Raw genomic sequence first — 18,935 nt, forward strand, 5'->3', positions numbered from 1 at the left:
AGTATCAATTTTTAATAAAGAATTTGTGAGAGCATTTATTATTTCCATCCCGTTTATCGTTGCACTTGTTGGGAGTTCGTGCACGCAAAGTAGTTCGTCAACCAGTGATCAACAAGCTGAAAAATTTCAACAATCGCTGGAAAGTGCTGATTCCGGGCCCGTGGAGCAAGTTCATCCTGGTAAGTCTGTTTATGAAAAGTATTGCCTGACCTGCCACCAAGCCGATGGTTCAGGTGTTCCTGGCATGTATCCTTCGGTTGGGCCAAATGAGTGGACAAAGGATCAGGCTAAAATAATTCAGGTTGTCCTTAATGGTCAAAGTGGAGAGATTGAAGTCAATGGAGAAGTGTATAATAATTTGATGCCCCCGCACGATTTTTTGTCTGATAAGGAAGTGGCAGATGTGGTTTCTTATGTTCGTGCCAATTTTGGGAATGAGCTTCCTCCGGTTACTGTGGAAGATGTTGCCGCAGCTCGCTAGCTTGTTAATTCGATTTGATCAGCTTTCCCGATAGCACGGTGCCTTGGTGTGGCCATCGGATCAGGTAGCGCCCATGGGGGAGTTCATTTAAATCAATCTGTAAATCAGTGGAAATGATTTTCTGCATAACTAGTTGCCCGGAGTAGTTGTAAATGGAGGTTCTTCCGGCACTATCGGCTTTGGTGAAGTTAAGAATGCCATTGGTTGGATTCGGGTAGAAATAGGATTTTTTCTTTTTTAGAGCTGAGCTGTCCGTGCCATGGCTGATTTCATAAAGCCCGATTTCATCCAAAACAAAATTGGTGCTTGAATCTCCTAGGTCGAAGACAAGACGGGCTTTGGAGTCCGTATCGTTTTGCATTTGAAAACTGAACGAATAAGTCTGTAACTCCGCAGTCATGTTGAATGTGGAGTTGCCACTATAAGAGGTCCATGGTTCCTGATTCATTCCGGTGTAAATACTGACTGGTCTGCCATCGCTGGCCTTTGCTTTATACTGCACTTCATAGGTTTTGCCTTTTTCTAAAGCCAAATCGCTGAGGACAAGCTGAATGTGCCAGTTTTCAGTTCCGCCATTGGTGATTTCGAGTGATAGCTCTCCCTGGCTGACTAAGCCTGTGGAAGAAGCGCCTGAGTTGTTGTACAGTTTCCAGCCTTCCAGGTCGCCATTCTGGTTAAACTCTGTCTTAAACAGTTCTTTTCGGTTAACCGGTGTTGGCTCGGGTAGCTCATTTTTCAGTAAGGCGTCAACCAGTTCGTGCCTGAAGGTCAGAGTTGCAGGCCTGAAGATGCCAAAGCCGGCACTAAATTCCCAGTAGGCCCAGCTAAAGTTTTGAGACTCAAAATACCGGGCAAGGTAGGTGGTCCAACGCACGCGCGAGGCCATGTCGGCCCGGTTGTAAGCTCCAAATTCACCGACATGAACCGGGATGTTGTTGATGGTGCTAAACTGGATTGCTGCTTCAAAGTCAGCTTGTACTTTTTGCCGTTCCGTTTCAGTGTCATGCCATTCTGTTCCCAGCCACTGGTCAGCTTCAGGACCAACCCATTCGGCACCTTGATGGGTAAACGAAAAGGGATTGTAGTAATGGAGGGTCAGTATGAGCCGATCGTCGTTCGGAACTTGCAATTTTGACAAACCGCCAAGTCCTCCATATTCAGCAGTTCCGACTAAAATAAAGCGATTGGGGTTGGTGCGGCGGACAGTCTGAAGAGCCTCGGCCAAAAATACATTCCATTTTTCAGCGGTTAGGTTGTTGTGTGGCTCATTCAATAGTTCAAAAATCAAGCTGTCTGGATAATCTGCAAAATGAGTGGAGAGCTGCTCCCACATGGCCAGAAATCGGGGCTTTTCTTCCTCCGGATTTTCAAACAAGGCTTCATGGTGATGCATGTTGATAATTGCGTGCATCTTGTTTTTAAGGGCTAAATCGACTACGTGCTGAATGCGTTGTAAGAAAGCATCGTCAATGGTGTAGGGGGAGTGTGCTAAACTCCGCTCTTCGGTTTCCCAACGAATGGGAATACGGACATGATCAAAGCCCATACTGGCTATGGTCAACATGTATTGATCCTTGAACGGGTTGCCCCAGGCTTCTTCGCTAGGCGCTTCAAACATATTGCCCAGGTTGATTCCCCGGCCAAGTTCCGCGTTTTTATCAAAAGCCGGAGTTTGTGCCAAAACCGAAAAAGAAAGGACGGTTAACAGCAGGCTGATTCGTGTTTTCATAAGTCGGAATTTTTTCTGAAAGGTTTAGTTTTGCTTACTATTGGTCCGGGTGAAGTTAGTTTTAATCGGGGTGAAAAACAAGAAAATCCAGGCATTCCCGAGTGCTTCTTTCGAAGGCTTGAATGCCTGGATTGACGGGCTATTCGCTAATGGCGAAGCGCGTAAATACTTTGTAGTTGAGTTTCATTTTTTCGAATGAAATTTCGGGCTCCGATTCCATGCTGCTTTCATCCATCATGGCAGCTGTTCCTCGAATTTGGATGTTTTTTGCGTAAGGCTGGATGAAGCTTGCCCGCTCCTGGATGAAGAGCACTTTCCCCAGTTTGTGGTCAACAGCTTCGAGCAAATAGCTGGCTTTTTCACGGGCATCTTGAATAGCCTTGATTTTGACTTCTTTTTTGAAATCGTCCATTTGGCTGTGATCAACGCGATGAATGTGGGCATTCAGTGCATCAATTTCATCCAGAATTTCCCAAACGTTTGCCAGTTCGCTGGTACTGCCAACTTCCAGTAAGTAGTTTTTCGAGGCCAGTACATCTTTGTTTTTCCGTTTGATGGTTACAAAATCAGCGTCAGCATTAGCCAGGCTAAGTTTACTTAAATCAAACTTGTTGACCTTCAAGTGTTGTTTCAATTTCTTCTCCAGGTCTTCAATGTTTATTTTGGTTTTTCCCTCATAGCGCTCTTTTAAAGTAAATTGAAGGAAAATCTCATTCGGAACCACTTCCATTTCACCTTCTCCGGTTACTTCAATATAGGGCGTTGAAACCAATGGATTAAGTTCAGTTTGCGCAAAGCCACTCAGGCTAAATACAAGAAGTATCAAAATTAATCTGCTCGTTTTCATAGTCATTATTTTAAATTTATAATTTATTCATTCTGATCGCTTTATTTCAAATGGTAAAAAATCTATTCTGCTCGGCTGAATTTTAGTATTATCTTTAACAACAAATCTTTTAGCATGACCCCTTTTTTAACCCAGGTAGCCCGTTATTTATTTGCCACTTATGGTTCTGACATTAACCGCATTTCGTTGGTGTTTCCGAGTCGGCGAGCCAGTGTTTTCTTTAATGCTTATTTAAATGAACTGGTCGAATCGCCGATTATTGGGCCCGAAGCCATAACAATCGACGAATTGGTGTCACGAATGTCGGGAATGCAAATATCAGACCAGATTAGTCTGATTCTGCATTTGCACCGCATTTATGTGGCCGAAACAGGGCATGAGGAAAGTCTGGATGACTTTTTCTTTTGGGGGGAAATTCTGCTTAATGATTTTAATGATATCGATAAATACAGACTGGATTCCAGTGATTTGTTTCAGAATATTGAAGACATCAAAGAAGTGGAATCCCGCTTTGATTACCTGACTGAAGAACAAAAAAAAGCAATTGAATCTTTTTGGGGAAGTCTTGGGCGTTCGGAGAGTTCGGTGAATCGTGACAAGTTTGTGGCTTTCTGGAATAAGTTACCTGCCATTTATAAACGGTTTCGCCAGGAACTGCTGAAGCAGAATTCGGGCTACACAGGCTTGGTTTACCGTGAAATCGTTGAAAAGCTTGAAGATGGCGAAATTGGTTTGCCGGAAGGTGATCAGTTTGTTTTTGTGGGTTTCAATGCCTTAAATCGTTGCGAAAATAATTTGTTTAAGCGGTTCCAGTCAGCCGGAAAAGCGCTTTTCTTTTGGGATTATGAGGAGCAGCTGCTGAATGACTCTTCGCAGGAAGCCGGGCTTTTTATTCGTCGAAACAGATTGGAATTTCCGGCTCCTGAAGGTTTTGAGTTGGATGCAGGAGCACAAAAGAATACCAAAATTAGTTTGGTGTCGGTACCTGGGCAAGTGGCGCAGGCGCAAGTTATTCATTATCGAAACTTGTTTCAGGAGGATATTAAGGCCAATCGTTTTGATGATACGGCTCTGGTATTATCTGATGAAAGTATGCTGGTGCCGGTGATTTCCGCAGCCGGAGCCCGTTTCAAGCAGATTAATATAACCATGGGGTATGCGCTGCAGAGTACGCCTGTTTACAGCTTGATCACCTTGCTGATTGACTTGCAGAAAAACAGTCGCAGAATGGATGGCGAGTCAGCTTTTTATCATCGGCCGGTTTTGGCCTTGCTGAAGCACCAGCTGGTTGCGAGTGATGAGACTAAGGGATTAGTCGCTGAGATTCTGAGTAAAAACAAAATTTACATCCGAAAACAGGAATTGGAGCGCAATGCTTTGCTGAGTCTGCTTTTTTCCTCTCCATCCAATTGGAAGGATTGTGCGCACTACTTTATGGATATTCTTCGCATGTTGGGTTTGCGTTTCTCGAGTGGGGAAGAGAGCCCCATAAAACTGGAAGGAGAGTACCTTTATCAGGCTTATCTCTCCATTCAGCGATTGGTCGATACGCTTGCAGAGCTGGGAGATGCCAAAGTATCGGTTTCCTTGTTCTTTCGCTTGCTTGTTCAATACCTTCAGCGGGTTTCCATTCCTTTTGAAGGGGAGCCATTGACCGGATTACAGGTAATGGGTTTTTTGGAAACGCGCTTGCTCGACTTCAAAAAGGTCGTGTTATTTTCTGTAAACGAAGGCAAAATGCCCAAGTCAACGCCTGTCCATTCATTTATTCCATATCACCTGAGAAAGGCTTTTGGCTTGCCTGCTTACGAAGAGCACGATGCCATGTATGCTTATTATTTTTACCGTCTGTTGCATCGGGCCGAAGAAGTGGTGTTGGTGTACAACTCCGCCACTGACGGGTTGAATTCGGGAGAGATGAGCCGCTATTTGTTTCAGCTTAAGTATGATTCGGAAGTGAAGCCCAAAGAATATTATTTCGATTTCAATTTTAAGTCATCGGGCAATGCTCCGATTGCAATTCCGGCTACGGCGGCGCATCAGGAAAAGTTACTTCAGAATTATACGGAACGCAAACTAAGTCCCAGCGCACTAAATACCTATCTAGACTGCAAGTTAAAGTTTTACTTTAAGCATATCGCCTTCATTAAAGAAACCGATGATGTTCTGGAGGATGTGGACCCTCGTTTATTCGGAAACTTGTTTCACTATGCCATGGAGTTGCTCTACCTGGATTTTGTGGGGAAAGAAGTTCAAAAAGATCATTTGAAAGCTTTGTTGGTAAATAAGTCAAAAATTGAACAGGTGATCCGGGCGGCTTTTGCCAAGGAATATTATAAGGATAAGAATTTGAATGACGTTCGGATAGCGGGAAAAAATATTCTTGTGAAAGATCATCTGGAAACTTATTTGCGCCAGTTGCTGATGAATGACCTGGCCTTTGCTCCGTTTCGGGTAGTGGCGTTGGAAGGGCAATACGAGGCTCTGTTTGATGTTGATCTGGGAGATCGGAAACAGCAGATTTTGATGGGAGGAACAATTGACCGGATTGATGAAACCGCCAGCGGAACCCGGATTATCGATTACAAGACGGGGCGTAGCCTGAAACTGAGCTTCAAAGAGATCAGCCAGTTTTATGAACGGGATAAACACGGAAGGCCCAAAGAAATTTTTCAGACCCTTATTTATTCTGAAATATTTCAACGATCAACCGGCCAAACAAACTTGCTTCCGACTATTTATAAAATCGATGACTTTTTTGGCGATGAGTTTCATCCGGAGGTGCTGCGTGGAAATGAATTGCTCCATTACCAGCAAGTAGCCCAAGCTTTTCAGGCGAGCCTGGATGAATTCTTAGCCGAAATCTTTAGCAAAGACAATGTGTACACACAAACAGAAGACGACCGAAAGTGCCGTATGTGTCCGTATAATGTGATTTGCCGACGGGGTTAGTTTCCTTTAAGTAAGTCAGGGCGAAGTTTTTTGGTGCGTTCGTAGGCTTGCTTTTCTTTCCACTCGTTGATTTTACGGTCGTTACCGCTGATTAAAACTTCAGGAACTTTCCAGCCTTTGTAGTCGGCAGGCCGGGTATAAACCGGTGGGCTCAGCAAATTGTCCTGAAAAGAATCGGTAAGAGCTGATGTTTCGTCCGAAATTACGCCAGGAATCAGCCTAACAATACTGTCTGCCATAACAGCTGCAGCCAATTCTCCTCCGGTAAGTACGTAATCTCCAATGGAAAGCTCACGAGTGATTAAATGCTCCCGGACACGCTGATCCACGCCTTTGTAGTGGCCGCAAAGAATCATCAGGTTGCCTTTTAACGAAAGTTGATTGGCGATTCCTTGTGAAAATTGCTCTCCATCCGGACTGGTGTAAATAATTTCATCGTATTCGCGCTGCGATTTCAAATGCTCAATAGCCGCTTCAATGGGCTGGATGGTCATAACCATGCCCGCGCCGCCGCTAAACGCATAGTCATCGGTGCGCTTATGTTTGTCGGTCGAAAAATCGCGAATATTATGCAGATGGATTTCAACTAATCCTTTGTCCTGTCCACGTTTGATGATTGAATGGCTAAAGGGACTTTCCAGTAATTCGGGTACAACGGTTAAAATGTCAATGCGCATAGTTCTAAATTTTGCTGCAAAAGTAGTAACATTTTGCAATTCGGAGCGCTCTAAAATCAAAACAACGTATTTAGAATAATATACAACATGACGAAATGGCTTGATATTTTTGCTGCATTCGGAAATAATGACATAGTCTTGAGTCCTGATTTGAACGATTTGTCTGAAAGTTACTATTGGAACAGAACTTGAAATTAGGCAGTCAAAACGAATGAAATTTTTGAAAAAATATAAATCAGAAACAAACAATTAGTTAGGAGGAAACAAATTATGAAACTAGTAAATGTAAATCGCCCGGTTTATGGTATCAATCCAGTTGACGCTTTGTTGAACGACTTTTTTAATACCAATGGCGCCTCTGATCGTCTTGAAAAGAAAGAGTTGACTTACTCTCCGTCAACCAATGTGCTTGAAAGTGATTCTAAAATTGTTTTGGAATTGTTGGTTCCGGGATATTCAAAGAACGAAATCAAAATAGCTATAGAGAATAACGTACTGCTTGTAAAGAGCAATTTAGAAGAGGCTAAAGCAAAAGAAACAACCGACGAGAAAGATGCAATAAGCTATTCACGGGTTGAATTTCGAAAAAGAGAATTCGAAAAGAAATTCAAACTTTCAGATAAATTGAATCAGGATAAAATTCACGCCGAAGTAGCCAATGGTATTCTTACCATTAGCCTGGAAAAGAAACAAGAAGCCATTCCTGTGAAACGCGAAATTGAAATCGCATAAGCTCGAAAATTGAGCTGGAAACAATAAATGCTGCTTATTTAAGCGGCATTTGTTGTTTCTGAGTGGATGTTTTTCTTACTTTATTGCTGATTTCTTTGAGTATTCGTACATTATATTATATTTTCGTATACAGAAGAGGAGCCTAATTCTCTGATAATTACTTAGTAATTTAAATTTATATTACATGACACCTGAAGACCTAAAAAACTCGAACGAAGAGTTAAAAGCAACACCTGAGGAAAATGGTGCTGCTGATGCACCTGAATTGATCCCTGAGAATACCTTGAAATCCAAAGAGGTTGAGAACTCTGAAGTGAAAGAAGAAAATGAAACTTCCGCTAAGGAAGAAACGGTACCAACGGAAAAGGAGCCGGATTCTGAAGTGGAGCAGCCCATATCTGGGGAAGAAGCTCAGGAGGAGGTGAAGGCCGAGCTGAAAAACGAACCAGTTGTTGAAAATCAGGATGAAAAAGAAAAAGATGAAGAAAACATCGAGTCTTCAGGTGAAGCATCCGCCAAAGTAGAGACTGAGAAGTCAGTTGACGCTGAAAGTGTTGAAGAAAAGCCGGTTCGGGAAATGATCGATTACACCGCTTTAAGTGAAGTGGAGTTGATCAATGCCTTGCGTGACTTGCTGCAAAATCATGCCAATGAAGATATCAAGGCAGATATCGATAGCATCAAAATCAATTTCTATAAAAAGCATCGGGCAATTGCTGATGCTGAAAAAAAGGTCTTTTTGGAAGAAGGAGGCAATGAAGAAGATTTTGAAGCCTCCAATACGCCCTATGAAGAAGATTTGCGCAACTTATTAAAAGATTTCCGTCAGCTACGAAATAAACAACACCGCCAGCTGGAAGATGAAAAAGAAGAGAACCTCCAGCGGAAATATGAGATTATTGATGAAATAAAAAATCTGGTCAATCGGAAAGAATCAATCAATAAGACTTTTCAGGAATTCAGGGACTTGCAGCAGGAGTGGCGTGAAATAGGTCTGGTTCCGCAATCGAAGTTGAAAGATTTATGGGAAACCTACCATCACCATGTTGAAAACTTCTACGACTATATTAAAATCAATCGCGAACTGCGTGATTTGGATCTAAAGAAAAACCTGGAAGCTAAAATTATTCTTTGCGAAAAAGCTGAGGAGCTTTTGGTGGAGCCATCCATCATTAAAGCGTTCAATATTTTGCAAAAATACCACGAGCAATGGCGTGAAATTGGTCCTGTTCCGCGCGATAAAAAGGAGGAACTGTGGGAGCGCTTTAAAGCAGCCACTGCGCAAATAAATAAAAAGCATCAAGGGTATTTTGAAGGACGCAAGCAAGAACAGAAGAAAAACCTGGAGGCCAAAACGGTTCTTTGTGAAAAGGCCGAAGAAATTGCGAATCATCAAATCCAAAACCACCGGGAATGGGACAAAAAGTCGCGCGAGCTGATTGAGCTTCAGAAAGTGTGGCGAACGATTGGTTTTGCCCCTAAGAAGGATAACAATCGGATTTATGAACGATTCCGCAGTGCCTGTGATCAATTCTTTGACGCAAAACGAGAATTTTACACTCAGAATAAAGAATTGCAGATGAATAACCTGCAAATGAAAACAGACTTGTGTGTTCAGGCCGAAGCCTTGAAAGACAGTACGGACTGGCGTAAAACAACCGATGAGTTTATTCGGATTCAGAAAAAATGGAAAGAAATCGGGCCGGTTCCACGTAAGCATTCGGATGTCATTTGGAAACGATTCCGGGCAGCCTGCGATTTTTTCTTCGATAATAAATCCAATCATTTTCATCATGTGGATGAGGAGCAGGTGGATAATCTGCAATTGAAAAAGGATTTGATTGAGGAAGTAAAGAACTACAAATTAACCAAGGACGAAGCCATTGATTTGGCCAATATTAAAGAATTTCAACGTCGTTGGACGGACATCGGGCATGTGCCATTTAAAGAAAAGGATGTGGTTCAGAATGAGTTCAGAGATGCCATCAATAAGCACTTTGATAGCCTGAAAATTGATGATCAGCAGCGTGATTTGTTGAAGTTTAAAACTAAAATGTCCAATATTTCAGGTACTACCCGAGGCAATAATAAAATGCGCTATGAGCGTGATAAATATGTCAATAAACTGAAGCAACTGGAGAACGACCTGACTCTATTAAACAACAATATTGGATTTTTTGCCAATACGAAGAATGCAGAATCATTGATTGATGATGTCAATCGAAAGATCCAGGACACTGAAGAAAAAATTGAATTCCTAAAAGAGAAGATTAATATAATCGACTCGATGGATGATGAAGATTAACTTCAAAAATACCAAGCCCGCTAAATTTAGCGGGTTTTTTAATGGTTAATTTTTGAATTATAATGGATCGAATTTAAAGCTCAATAATTTTTATTGATTAACTTTGTGGGTTTTTAGGAACTAATAAAAATATACGATTTTGTCAGCAACGAAGTACATCTTTGTCACAGGAGGTGTGACCTCCTCATTAGGAAAAGGAATTTTAGCCAGCTCATTGGCTAAGTTATTGCAAGCCAGAGGATATTCTGTCACCATACAAAAGTTGGATCCCTATATTAATGTTGATCCGGGAACACTAAATCCATACGAACATGGAGAATGCTTTGTAACGGACGATGGTGCCGAAACCGACTTGGATTTAGGTCATTATGAGCGTTTTTTAAATGTTCCCACTTCGCAGGCAAACAATGTGACTACCGGGCGGATTTACCAATCAGTGATCAACAAAGAGCGTCGCGGTGATTACTTGGGAAAAACAGTTCAAATTATACCGCACATTACAGATGAAATTAAGCGGAAAATCAAATTTTTGGGCAATAAGCGCAATTACGATATAGTTGTGACGGAGATTGGTGGAACCGTAGGTGATATCGAATCACTTCCCTATGTAGAAGCTGTTCGTCAGCTAAAATGGGAGTTGGGCTCCAATGCACTGGTAATTCACCTGACCTTAGTTCCTTTCCTGGCCGCTTCGGGCGAACTTAAAACCAAACCAACACAGCATTCTGTTAAGATGCTTCTAGAAAACGGGGTGCAGCCAGATGTACTGGTATTGCGCACCGAGCATGATTTGGGGATTAGTATTCGGAAAAAAGTAGCTCTTTTCTGTAATGTTGATATTGATGCTGTTGTCCAGTCCATCGATGTTTCAACAATTTACGAGGTTCCCAATAAGATGCAGGAAGAAAAGCTTGACTTAACGGTCTTGAAAAAGCTGAAATTGCCATCCAAAACTGAACCAGACCTGAAAGAGTGGAACGAGTTTTTGCGTAAGCATAAAAATCCGGAACAAGAAGTTGAGATTGGCCTGGTAGGAAAGTATGTTGAATTGCAGGATGCTTACAAGTCAATTGTTGAAGCACTTGTTCATGCTGGAGCAGCCAACCGTGCAAAAATTAAACTGCGCTGGATACACTCGGAAGAGTTAACTCCTGAGAATGTTGAAGAACAACTTCAGGGCTTGAAAGGTGTGATCATTGCTCCGGGATTTGGGCATCGTGGTATTGAAGGGAAAATTAAAGCAACACAATACGTACGTGAGAATAACATTCCATTCCTGGGTATTTGTTTGGGAATGCAAATTGCGGTCATCGAATACGCTCGAAATGTACTGGGAATGACCGGTGCTGACTCAACAGAAATGAATGATAAAACGACGGCTCCGGTGATCGACCTGATGGAAGACCAAAAAGGAATTACCGAAAAAGGCGGAACCATGCGACTTGGTGCTTATGATTGCCACATTGTCAATAAGAAGTCTAATTTTTATAAAGCGTACGGGAAAACCGATATCCGCGAGCGCCATCGTCACCGGTATGAGTTTAACAACGACTTCCTGGAGGCATTCAAGCAGTCTGATATGAAGCCTGTGGGGATTAATCCGGATACGGACCTGGTTGAAGTGATGGAAATTCAGAACCACAAGTGGTTTGTTGGTGTTCAGTTTCACCCGGAATACAGCAGTACGGTTTTAAATCCACACCCGTTATTTGTTGCTTTTGTTAAGGCAACTATAAGCTAATAAAGAAAAAAACATTTATATGGATAAAAATACGATTATCGGGATCGTCCTGATCTTTACCATTCTGATTGGGTTTAGCTACTTAAACCAACCGTCAGAAGAAGAGATTGCAGCCGCAAAAAGAAGGCAGGACTCCATCGCACAGGTAGAAGCATCGCGGGCCAAGGAAGCTGAAGCTTTGGCTCAGATTAAAGAGGTGGAGCAGTCAGCAGCGCTTCAGGGGAACTTTGATGATGACTCTTCAACTGTTGTCAAAAGTATCAGAGACCAATACGGCGCTTTTGGTGAAGCTGCAGTGGGTGAGGAGCAATTCATTACCCTCGAAAATAACCTGATGAAAATTAAGGTTTCAACCAAAGGAGGAAAAATTTATTCGGTTGAGTTGAAAGATTACCAAACCTATGATTCATTGCCCTTGATCTTGTTTGAAGGGGATGATAACTTGTTTGGGTTCAATTTCTTTTCAGAGAATCGGAGCATTCGCACGGATGACCTGTATTTTGTTCCTTCTTCCGGACAAAGCCAGCTTGTAGTTAATGGCCCGGAAGTTGACAAAGGCAAAGAAGGCCGCGTAAAATTCAACGAAGAGCACCCAGGAGGGAGCAAAACATTGAGCATGCGGTTGAATGCCGGAAACGGTCGTTACTTGGAATACGAGTACACGCTGGCGCATAACTCTTTTATGGTTGGGTTTGATGTAACAAGTCAAGGGCTGAATCAGCTACTTTCGCAAAACACCAACTACCTTAATTTCAACTGGGCTTTTACAGCTCCACGCTTGGAGCGTAAATCGCAGTACGGAGAAGACCGTTACACTACGATCAACTACAAGTTTTTTGAAGATGACGTGGAAAAATTAAGTACGGCCAAGACCAGTGAGGAAACTCTGACGACCAAAGTGAAATGGATTAGCATGAAGCAATTGTTCTTCAACTCAACAATTATTGCTGATGAAGCTTTCCCAACAGCCGATGTGCGCTATGAGTATTTGGAAGATGATCCGAAACACCTGGGGCGCTTCTTTACCGATATTGCTTTCCCTTTTGAAGGCCAAACAACGGAAAACTATGACATGCAGTTTTATTTTGGCCCCAACCATTACAATACCTTAAAACAGTATGATTTGTCGTTGGAGCGCTTGATTGATTTGGGATATGCCATTGTTCGTCCGGTAAACAAATACCTGATTATCCCAACGTTCAACTTTCTGCGGAAATACATCGACAATTTTGGGATCATCATTCTCCTGCTCACGGTATTTATCAAACTGATTGTTTTCCCATTTACCTATAAATCATACATCTCACAAGCCAAAATGCGTGCGTTGAAGCCGGAGATTGATGAGTTGAATGAGAAGTTTGGCAAAGATAAGCCAATGGAAAAACAGCAGGCTACCATGGCCCTGTACAAGAAAGTAGGCGTAAATCCGATGGGAGGCTGTTTACCTATGTTGTTTCAGTTCCCGATTCTGATTGCGATGTTCTTTTTCTTCCCAACCTCTATCGAGCTGCGGCAGGAAAGCTTCTTGTGGGCAACCGACTTGTCATCGTATGATTCTATTTTGAATCTGCCATTTACGATCCCTTTCTATGGCGACCACGTGAGTTTGTTCTGTTTGTTAATGACAGTGACCACTGTTTTCTCAACAAAACTGAACTCACAGGCGGCAAGCAGCCAGCAAATGCCAGGTATGCAAACAATGATGTACATCATGCCTGTTATGTTCCTGTTTATTTTGAATAACTACTCCTCAGGTTTGAGTTACTATTATTTCCTGGCCAACCTGATTACCATCGGGCAAATGTATTTGTTCCGGAGTTTGATTGACGAGGATAAAATACGGGTACAGCTGTACGCCAACAAAAAGAAAGGGCCGGCTAAAAAGTCTAACTTCCAAAAAAGGTTAGAGCAAATGGCCAAAGAACGAGGGATGCAACTTCCTAAATAATTTTAAAAATGCTGTCAATTTTGGCAGCATTTTTTGTACATTATACTTTGTAATTCTAAAACTGACAACCATGTTTCAATATCAAGCAGAAATACAAAGGGTAGTGGATGGCGATACCTATGATGTAGATATCGACTTGGGGATGAGCGTGTGGGTGCGCAAAGAACGGATTCGACTTTATGGCGTGAATACCCCCGAGGTTTATGGTGTTCGTAAAGATTCGCCCGAGTATCAGTTGGGGAAAGCTTCCTCTGATTTTGTTAAATCTTTAATCCGAAAAGGAAGCTTGGCGATCGTTGAAACAATTAAAGACACCAAAGGAAAATATGGTCGCTATCTGGCTGTTTTGTACATCCGGGTTCCTGAGGAGGTACTTACCAGTCATGAAAATATAAGGGCCATAGGCGACTTTTATTGTTTGAATGACTTGTTGCTGGCCAAAGGACTGGCAAGTTCTTATTTCCTCTAGAAAGCGGGTTATGCCGGCTGCTTAGGGGAATATGAAGCATCCGGAATCTGATCGTGATACAGTTTGATAAAAATAAAAGAGCCGGTAACGTTTAACGCTACCGGCTCTTTTTTCGTCCAGTTTGTTCTTTATCTTTTACCGGCCCAGTTGACGGCACCGGCATAGTGTGCTTGAATTTTTGGATCTTCAAATGCCTCATGCGTATGTCCGAATACTGAATAGAAAGACCGGATTCCTTCAAATTCCTGCCACCAAATTAATGGATGGTCGCCCATTTTCCACTTATCATTTTCCGATTTTTTAATGGATGATTCGTCCAGACGTGCCAGAACATTTACCTTGGCTCGTGGATTGGCTTTAAAGGTGTACCATTCATCAACCGTGGTGTACTTATTCATACCTTCAAAAGCTTTCATGGCGGGGTGGTTATGATCTTCAAAAATTACAGTTCCTTTTTGAGAGGGGGGGTGGTTCAGGAAATAGGCTCCATTCAGTTGGCCATACCATTCCCAGTCGTATTCGCAGTCGGCCGAAGCATGAACGCCAACAAAGCCCTTTCCTGTCTTCATAAAGTTTTCAAAGGCCATCTGCTGCTTATCAGTTAAAATGTCCAGGGTGGGGTTTAAAAATACCACTACATCAAAGTTAACCAGAAAGTCCATGGTGAATAGATTAGCATCTTCGGTTGCTGTTAGGTTCCAGCCTTCAGTTGTTGCCAAATCACTAAACATTTTTAACCCACTGGAGATGGAACGATGTTTCCAGCCTGATGTTTTGGAGAACACCAAGACATTCAAGGTCTTTTCAGGGAAAGCATCCGGACCTTGTGCTTGTGCAGAAAATAAAAAGCAAATGCAAATGCTAAGAAGTAGCAATTTCTTCATGATCGTGTTGTTTTAGGTTAAAGAATACAAGTATACAAAAAAAAAGGCTGTTCTCTCCACGAGAACAGCCTTTTAAAACATATCGAAATATGTATTTCTTACATTAAGAAACTAAGCAGGATACCAGCACCGATGGCTGAACCAATCACTCCGGAAACGTTTGGAGCCATGGCATGCATTAGCAGGTGGTTGGTTGGGTCCTCTTTCAGTCCCATTGTTTGAACCACACGGGCACTGTCAGGAACGGCAGATACTCCGGCTGCTCCAATCATTGGGTTGATTCTATTCTCTTTTTTATAGAACAAGTTCATGATTTTAGCACTAATCACACCTCCGGCTGTAGCAATCACAAACGAGATGGCTCCAAGCATGAAGATTTTGATTGATGAAGGAGTCAGGAAGACATCAGCCTGAGTTGATGCTCCTACCGTAATTCCAAGCAGAATAGTAATGGTGTTGATCAGGGCAAAGTTCGCCGTATCGGCCAAACGCTTTGTTACAGTTGATTCTTTCAGCAGGTTACCGAAGAACAACATACCCAATAGCGGAAGGGCAGAAGGGGCAATGTAGGCCGTTAAGATCAAGCCAACAATCGGGAACAGAATTTTTTCCAGTTTCGAAACTGCTCTTGGAGGTTTCATCCGGATTAAGCGTTCTTTTTTCGACGTCAGCAATTTGATTACCGGTGGTTGAATTACTGGTACCAAGGCCATGTAGGAGTAGGCCGCAATCGCAATTGGTCCAATCAGGTTTTTCACCGTTTCGCCATTGGCCATTACGTTCAATCCGTTAGCCAGCTTCGATGAAATAAAGATAGCCGTAGGGCCGTCAGCTCCACCAATAATACCGATGGCACCGGCTTCTGGTGGGGCAAATCCCATCCAAAGGGCTCCTAAAAAGGTAAGGAAGATACCGATTTGAGCGGCAGCACCCAATAGCATCAATTTAGGGTTTGAAATCAGTGATGAGAAATCCGTCATGGCACCAATACCCAAGAAAATTAAGGGGGGATACCAACCTTGCACAACACCCTGGTAAAGAATGTTCATTACTGAACCAGGCTCATAAATACCCAGTTTCAGGTTGAAGTCAACAGCCTGGAACATCGGGATATTTCCAATCAGAATACCAAAACCAATAGGAACCAGCAACAGCGGCTCGAAGTCATACTTAATAGCCAGGTAGATGAAGATGAATCCGATCATCATCATCAGCAAGTGCTTCCAGGTAGCATTGGCAAAACCAGAAAACTCGTAAAAGTTAAACAAGCCCGACACCGCTCCTGAATAGTTTTTGTACTCATAGCCGTCTCCGGAGAGTTTGCCATCTTGCAAAACCAGTTGGCGGGTACCCAATTCCAAAACTTCATCCTCTGACACATAACCACCTGCTTGAGCATTAGGATCAGTGTTTTTGTAAAGGTGAGTTACTGTTTTGGGGTTGAACGTCATAACAATTTTGTCGTCCTTAACCGTCCATTTACCGGAATACCGCTGTTTCAGCGAGTCCATTGTAAAGGTGTAGTTTTCAGAAAAAGAAAGGGTTTTGTAGCGTTTTGCTGACTCAAAATCTTCCTTTTTGTCTACACTGGGATCGAATGTTGGCGACGCCACGTAACCGTCGCTTCGGTTAATCCATTTCCCATCCGTAATCGATTTTGCCAAGTCGCTGTTTTCAGCCGCCTCTGTAAAAGAGGGAAGCGTCAACAGCAAAGCAGCAATTATATAGAATAGTTTTTTCATTACCAGAATCTTTTTTAGCTAATTTCCAATAATACATCATCTTGCAGTACAGCATCGCCTTCTTTCACCTTGATGGTAGAAACCTGGCCATCTTTTTCTGCAAGGATCTGGTTTTCCATTTTCATGGCTTCCATGATCAACAGCGTGTCGCCTTCTTTCACCTGGTCGCCAACAGCCACATTCATCTTGAAGATTGTTCCTGGGAGTGGTGCTTTTACCTGCATGCCTCCGCTGGACTGTTTTTTCTTGATCATACCTTCGCCGGGTTGCTGAACGACAGGTTTACGAATCAGCTTAGGCGTTTTAGTTGCTTTAACTTCGCTCTTGATCTGAACTTCGTATTTGGTGCCGTTTACTTCGATGGTGGCTACGTTGTCTTCCAGGTCTTTAATATGGACATCATACTCATCGCCACTGATGGTGAATTTATATTTTTTCATGTTTTGTTTTGTTATGCAATGAAACGGTTATCGCGGCCAGTTATTGGTCACACTATAGATTTTTGAACTCCATGGCGAATAAGCTTTACGTACCTTTTTAATGGTTACAATATTGCTTTCTTCGTCGTGTTGATTTTTAAAATAAAGATGAATAGCCATACCAATTGCAGCGGTAACATTACCTTGAATATGACAATCAGTATCTTCTTCTTCGCAATGGGGTTTGGCTTTCTTCGGTTCTTTCCGTTTGAAGTTCATGTTGATCAACTTCGGAAGTCGTAAGAATACAATAACCAATGTGGTTAGTGCAACAAATACGATCATAAAGCCGACCAAGGCAACAGTCCATCCGAAATCCATCTGAGAAGCCAAAAGGATTAATAAATTATTCATAACTACGGTGTGATTATAATGGAATGTTTGAATGTTTTTTAGGAGGATTTACCAGCTTTTTCGTTGCTAAGCTCTGTAATCCCCGAATAATCCGGATCCGTGTATTTCGTGGTTCAATCACATCATCAATGTATCCGTAAGAAGCTGCCTGGTATGGGTTGGCAAATTTCTCCTTGTATTCTTCTTCGTGTTTGGCGATGAATTCAGCGCGTTCGTTCGGATCTTCAATCTCGCGTAACTTACGTCCTTCCAATACTTCAACGGCACCAGCAGCACCCATTACAGCAATTTCGGCTGAAGGCCAGGCATAGTTCAGGTCTCCGCGCAATTGTTTACATGACATTACATCGTGTGCTCCACCGTATGATTTACGCAGCGTGATGGTAATTTTTGGTACCGTTGCTTCTCCGTAAGCAAACATAAGCTTGGCTCCGTGAGTAATGATACCACCATATTCTTGTCCGCTACCAGGAAGGAATCCAGGAACGTCAACTAAGGTAATGATTGGGATGTTGAAGCAGTCAAGGAAACGTACAAAGCGAGCTGCTTTCCGCGAAGCTTCGATGTCCAATACTCCGGCCAGGTAGTTGGGCTGGTTAGCTACAATTCCTACCGGTTGTCCGTCGAATTTCGCAAAACCTACCACAATGTTTTTAGCATAGTTCCGGTGTACTTCCAGAAACTCACCATAGTCAGCCAACGAGTGAATCACATCTTTTACATCGTATGGTTGGTTGGGGTTATCCGGAATGATTTCATTCAATGAGTCTTCCAGACGATCGATTGGATCATCACATTCGGTGATTGGTGCTTCTTCCAGATTGTTTTGAGGAAGGTAAGAAAGCAGTTTGCGAATCATCAGAACACCTTCTTCTTCGTTTTCTACCAAGAAGTGAGAAACTCCTGATTTAGAGGCATGAACTTTACCACCTCCTAAGTCTTCGGTTGTGATGTCTTCACCGGTAACTGTTTTAACAACTTTTGGTCCGGTTACAAACATGTACGAGTTTTCCTCTGTCATCATGATGAAGTCAGTCAGGGCAGGAGAGTAAACGGCTCCACCGGCACAAGGACCGAAGATGGCAGAAATTTGAGGAATAACTCCGGAAGCCAGGATGTTGCGCTCGAAAATTTCGGCGTATCCGGCCAAGCTGGTAACCCCTTCCTGAATACGGGCACCACCACTGTCGTTGATTCCAATAACAGGAGCTCCGACTTTCATGGCCATATCCATCACTTTGCAAATTTTCTGTGCAAAAGTTTCAGATAATGATCCGCCAAATACGGTAAAATCCTGAGAGAATACATAAACAACACGTCCGTCAATCGTTCCGTGTCCGGTAACTACACCGTCACCCATAAATTTGGTTTTTTCCAAGCCAAAGTTGGTACAACGGTGCGTGACAAACATGTCAAATTCTTCGAAGCTACCTTCGTCCAGTAGCATTTCAATACGTTCGCGAGCTGTAAATTTTCCTTTTGCGTGCTGGGATTCAATGCGTTTGATTCCACCTCCAAGCTTGGCTTCAGCCCGTAACTCGATTAGTTTGTTGATTTTATCTTGATTGCTCATTGTAATTGAATAAATGATAATT

Annotated in this window: 15 protein-coding genes; 7 read left to right on the plus strand and 8 right to left on the minus strand. The window is 42.6% G+C overall.

The annotated features are described in order from the left end of the window. Window positions 1-25: 25 nt before the first annotated feature. A complete protein-coding gene (locus ACRD6K_RS02545; protein ID WP_430971950.1) occupies window positions 26-481 on the plus strand; it encodes a c-type cytochrome in 456 nt (151 codons plus the stop codon). A 4-nt stretch (window positions 482-485) separates the two neighbouring features. On the opposite strand, the gene ACRD6K_RS02550 is transcribed toward ACRD6K_RS02545, so the two are convergent. Both ACRD6K_RS02550 and ACRD6K_RS02555 read right to left on the minus strand, forming a co-directional pair. After that, complete coding sequence (locus ACRD6K_RS02550; protein ID WP_430971951.1) at window positions 486-2,210, minus strand: cellulase family glycosylhydrolase; 1,725 nt, start codon at window positions 2,208-2,210, stop codon at window positions 486-488. Window positions 2,211-2,349: 139 nt separating this feature from the next. Further along, window positions 2,350-3,057: an SIMPL domain-containing protein gene (locus tag ACRD6K_RS02555; RefSeq protein ID WP_430971952.1), complete on the minus strand. Its 708-nt coding sequence runs from the start codon at window positions 3,055-3,057 to the stop codon at window positions 2,350-2,352. 114 nt (window positions 3,058-3,171) lie between these two features. On the opposite strand from ACRD6K_RS02555, the gene ACRD6K_RS02560 reads away from it, so the two are divergent. Next, window positions 3,172-6,009, plus strand: a complete 2,838-nt coding sequence (locus ACRD6K_RS02560) for a PD-(D/E)XK nuclease family protein (RefSeq protein ID WP_430971953.1) — start codon at window positions 3,172-3,174, stop codon at window positions 6,007-6,009. Here the strand turns inward: ACRD6K_RS02560 and trmD are convergent. Further along, window positions 6,006-6,686, minus strand: a complete 681-nt coding sequence (trmD, locus tag ACRD6K_RS02565) for a tRNA (guanosine(37)-N1)-methyltransferase TrmD (protein WP_430971954.1) — start codon at window positions 6,684-6,686, stop codon at window positions 6,006-6,008. The two genes, ACRD6K_RS02560 and trmD, sit on opposite strands and share 4 nt — an antisense overlap. A gap of 270 nt (window positions 6,687-6,956) precedes the next feature. Between trmD and ACRD6K_RS02570 the strand changes: the two genes are divergently transcribed. The 5 genes from ACRD6K_RS02570 to ACRD6K_RS02590 all read left to right on the plus strand — a co-directional run bounded on the left by ACRD6K_RS02570 (window position 6,957) and on the right by ACRD6K_RS02590 (window position 13,881). Next, window positions 6,957-7,418 (plus strand): Hsp20/alpha crystallin family protein, encoded by a 462-nt coding sequence (locus ACRD6K_RS02570; protein ID WP_430971955.1) that lies wholly within the window; start codon window positions 6,957-6,959, stop codon window positions 7,416-7,418. A gap of 184 nt (window positions 7,419-7,602) precedes the next feature. Continuing rightward, window positions 7,603-9,723 (plus strand): DUF349 domain-containing protein, encoded by a 2,121-nt coding sequence (locus ACRD6K_RS02575; RefSeq protein WP_430971956.1) that lies wholly within the window; start codon window positions 7,603-7,605, stop codon window positions 9,721-9,723. A gap of 139 nt (window positions 9,724-9,862) precedes the next feature. Continuing rightward, window positions 9,863-11,464 (plus strand): CTP synthase, encoded by a 1,602-nt coding sequence (gene pyrG / locus ACRD6K_RS02580; protein ID WP_299577688.1) that lies wholly within the window; start codon window positions 9,863-9,865, stop codon window positions 11,462-11,464. A gap of 19 nt (window positions 11,465-11,483) precedes the next feature. Then, complete coding sequence (gene yidC, locus ACRD6K_RS02585; protein WP_430971957.1) at window positions 11,484-13,412, plus strand: membrane protein insertase YidC; 1,929 nt, start codon at window positions 11,484-11,486, stop codon at window positions 13,410-13,412. Between the two features lie 70 nt (window positions 13,413-13,482). Continuing rightward, window positions 13,483-13,881, plus strand: coding sequence for a thermonuclease family protein (locus ACRD6K_RS02590; RefSeq protein ID WP_299577690.1), 399 nt, complete (start codon window positions 13,483-13,485; stop codon window positions 13,879-13,881). 128 nt (window positions 13,882-14,009) lie between these two features. Here ACRD6K_RS02590 and ACRD6K_RS02595 read toward each other — a convergent pair whose 3' ends face one another. From ACRD6K_RS02595 to ACRD6K_RS02615, 5 genes are all read right to left on the minus strand, one after another. After that, window positions 14,010-14,765 (minus strand): ThuA domain-containing protein, encoded by a 756-nt coding sequence (locus ACRD6K_RS02595; RefSeq protein ID WP_299577691.1) that lies wholly within the window; start codon window positions 14,763-14,765, stop codon window positions 14,010-14,012. Between the two features lie 98 nt (window positions 14,766-14,863). Further along, window positions 14,864-16,507 (minus strand): sodium ion-translocating decarboxylase subunit beta, encoded by a 1,644-nt coding sequence (locus ACRD6K_RS02600; RefSeq protein ID WP_299577692.1) that lies wholly within the window; start codon window positions 16,505-16,507, stop codon window positions 14,864-14,866. A 14-nt stretch (window positions 16,508-16,521) separates the two neighbouring features. Further along, entirely contained in the window at window positions 16,522-16,947 is a 426-nt protein-coding gene (locus ACRD6K_RS02605; protein WP_299577693.1) for a biotin/lipoyl-containing protein, read from the minus strand. 27 nt (window positions 16,948-16,974) lie between these two features. After that, window positions 16,975-17,340 (minus strand): OadG family protein, encoded by a 366-nt coding sequence (locus ACRD6K_RS02610; protein ID WP_430971958.1) that lies wholly within the window; start codon window positions 17,338-17,340, stop codon window positions 16,975-16,977. 13 nt (window positions 17,341-17,353) lie between these two features. Then, window positions 17,354-18,913 carry an acyl-CoA carboxylase subunit beta gene (locus ACRD6K_RS02615; protein ID WP_299577695.1) on the minus strand — a complete coding sequence of 520 codons (1,560 nt, stop codon included), beginning with the start codon at window positions 18,911-18,913 and terminating at the stop codon, window positions 17,354-17,356. Window positions 18,914-18,935 lie beyond the last annotated feature (22 nt).

It is taken from the genome of Sunxiuqinia rutila, from assembly GCF_050589705.1.
GTDB classification, from domain to species: Bacteria; Bacteroidota; Bacteroidia; order Bacteroidales; family Prolixibacteraceae; genus Sunxiuqinia; species Sunxiuqinia rutila.

What these genes read in the sequence shown, in the direction of transcription:
- ACRD6K_RS02575 (WP_430971956.1), top strand. Translation starts at nt 7,603, where the DNA reads ATGACACCTGAAGACCTAAAAAACTCGAACGAAGAGTTAAAAGCAACA.
- ACRD6K_RS02555 (WP_430971952.1), bottom strand. Translation starts at nt 3,057, where the DNA reads ATGAAAACGAGCAGATTAATTTTGATACTTCTTGTATTTAGCCTGAGT.
- ACRD6K_RS02600 (WP_299577692.1), bottom strand. Translation starts at nt 16,507, where the DNA reads ATGAAAAAACTATTCTATATAATTGCTGCTTTGCTGTTGACGCTTCCC.
- ACRD6K_RS02610 (WP_430971958.1), bottom strand. Translation starts at nt 17,340, where the DNA reads ATGAATAATTTATTAATCCTTTTGGCTTCTCAGATGGATTTCGGATGG.
- yidC (WP_430971957.1), top strand. Translation starts at nt 11,484, where the DNA reads ATGGATAAAAATACGATTATCGGGATCGTCCTGATCTTTACCATTCTG.
- ACRD6K_RS02590 (WP_299577690.1), top strand. Translation starts at nt 13,483, where the DNA reads ATGTTTCAATATCAAGCAGAAATACAAAGGGTAGTGGATGGCGATACC.
- ACRD6K_RS02595 (WP_299577691.1), bottom strand. Translation starts at nt 14,765, where the DNA reads ATGAAGAAATTGCTACTTCTTAGCATTTGCATTTGCTTTTTATTTTCT.
- ACRD6K_RS02570 (WP_430971955.1), top strand. Translation starts at nt 6,957, where the DNA reads ATGAAACTAGTAAATGTAAATCGCCCGGTTTATGGTATCAATCCAGTT.
- ACRD6K_RS02605 (WP_299577693.1), bottom strand. Translation starts at nt 16,947, where the DNA reads ATGAAAAAATATAAATTCACCATCAGTGGCGATGAGTATGATGTCCAT.
- ACRD6K_RS02550 (WP_430971951.1), bottom strand. Translation starts at nt 2,210, where the DNA reads ATGAAAACACGAATCAGCCTGCTGTTAACCGTCCTTTCTTTTTCGGTT.
- trmD (WP_430971954.1), bottom strand. Translation starts at nt 6,686, where the DNA reads ATGCGCATTGACATTTTAACCGTTGTACCCGAATTACTGGAAAGTCCC.
- ACRD6K_RS02560 (WP_430971953.1), top strand. Translation starts at nt 3,172, where the DNA reads ATGACCCCTTTTTTAACCCAGGTAGCCCGTTATTTATTTGCCACTTAT.
- ACRD6K_RS02615 (WP_299577695.1), bottom strand. Translation starts at nt 18,913, where the DNA reads ATGAGCAATCAAGATAAAATCAACAAACTAATCGAGTTACGGGCTGAA.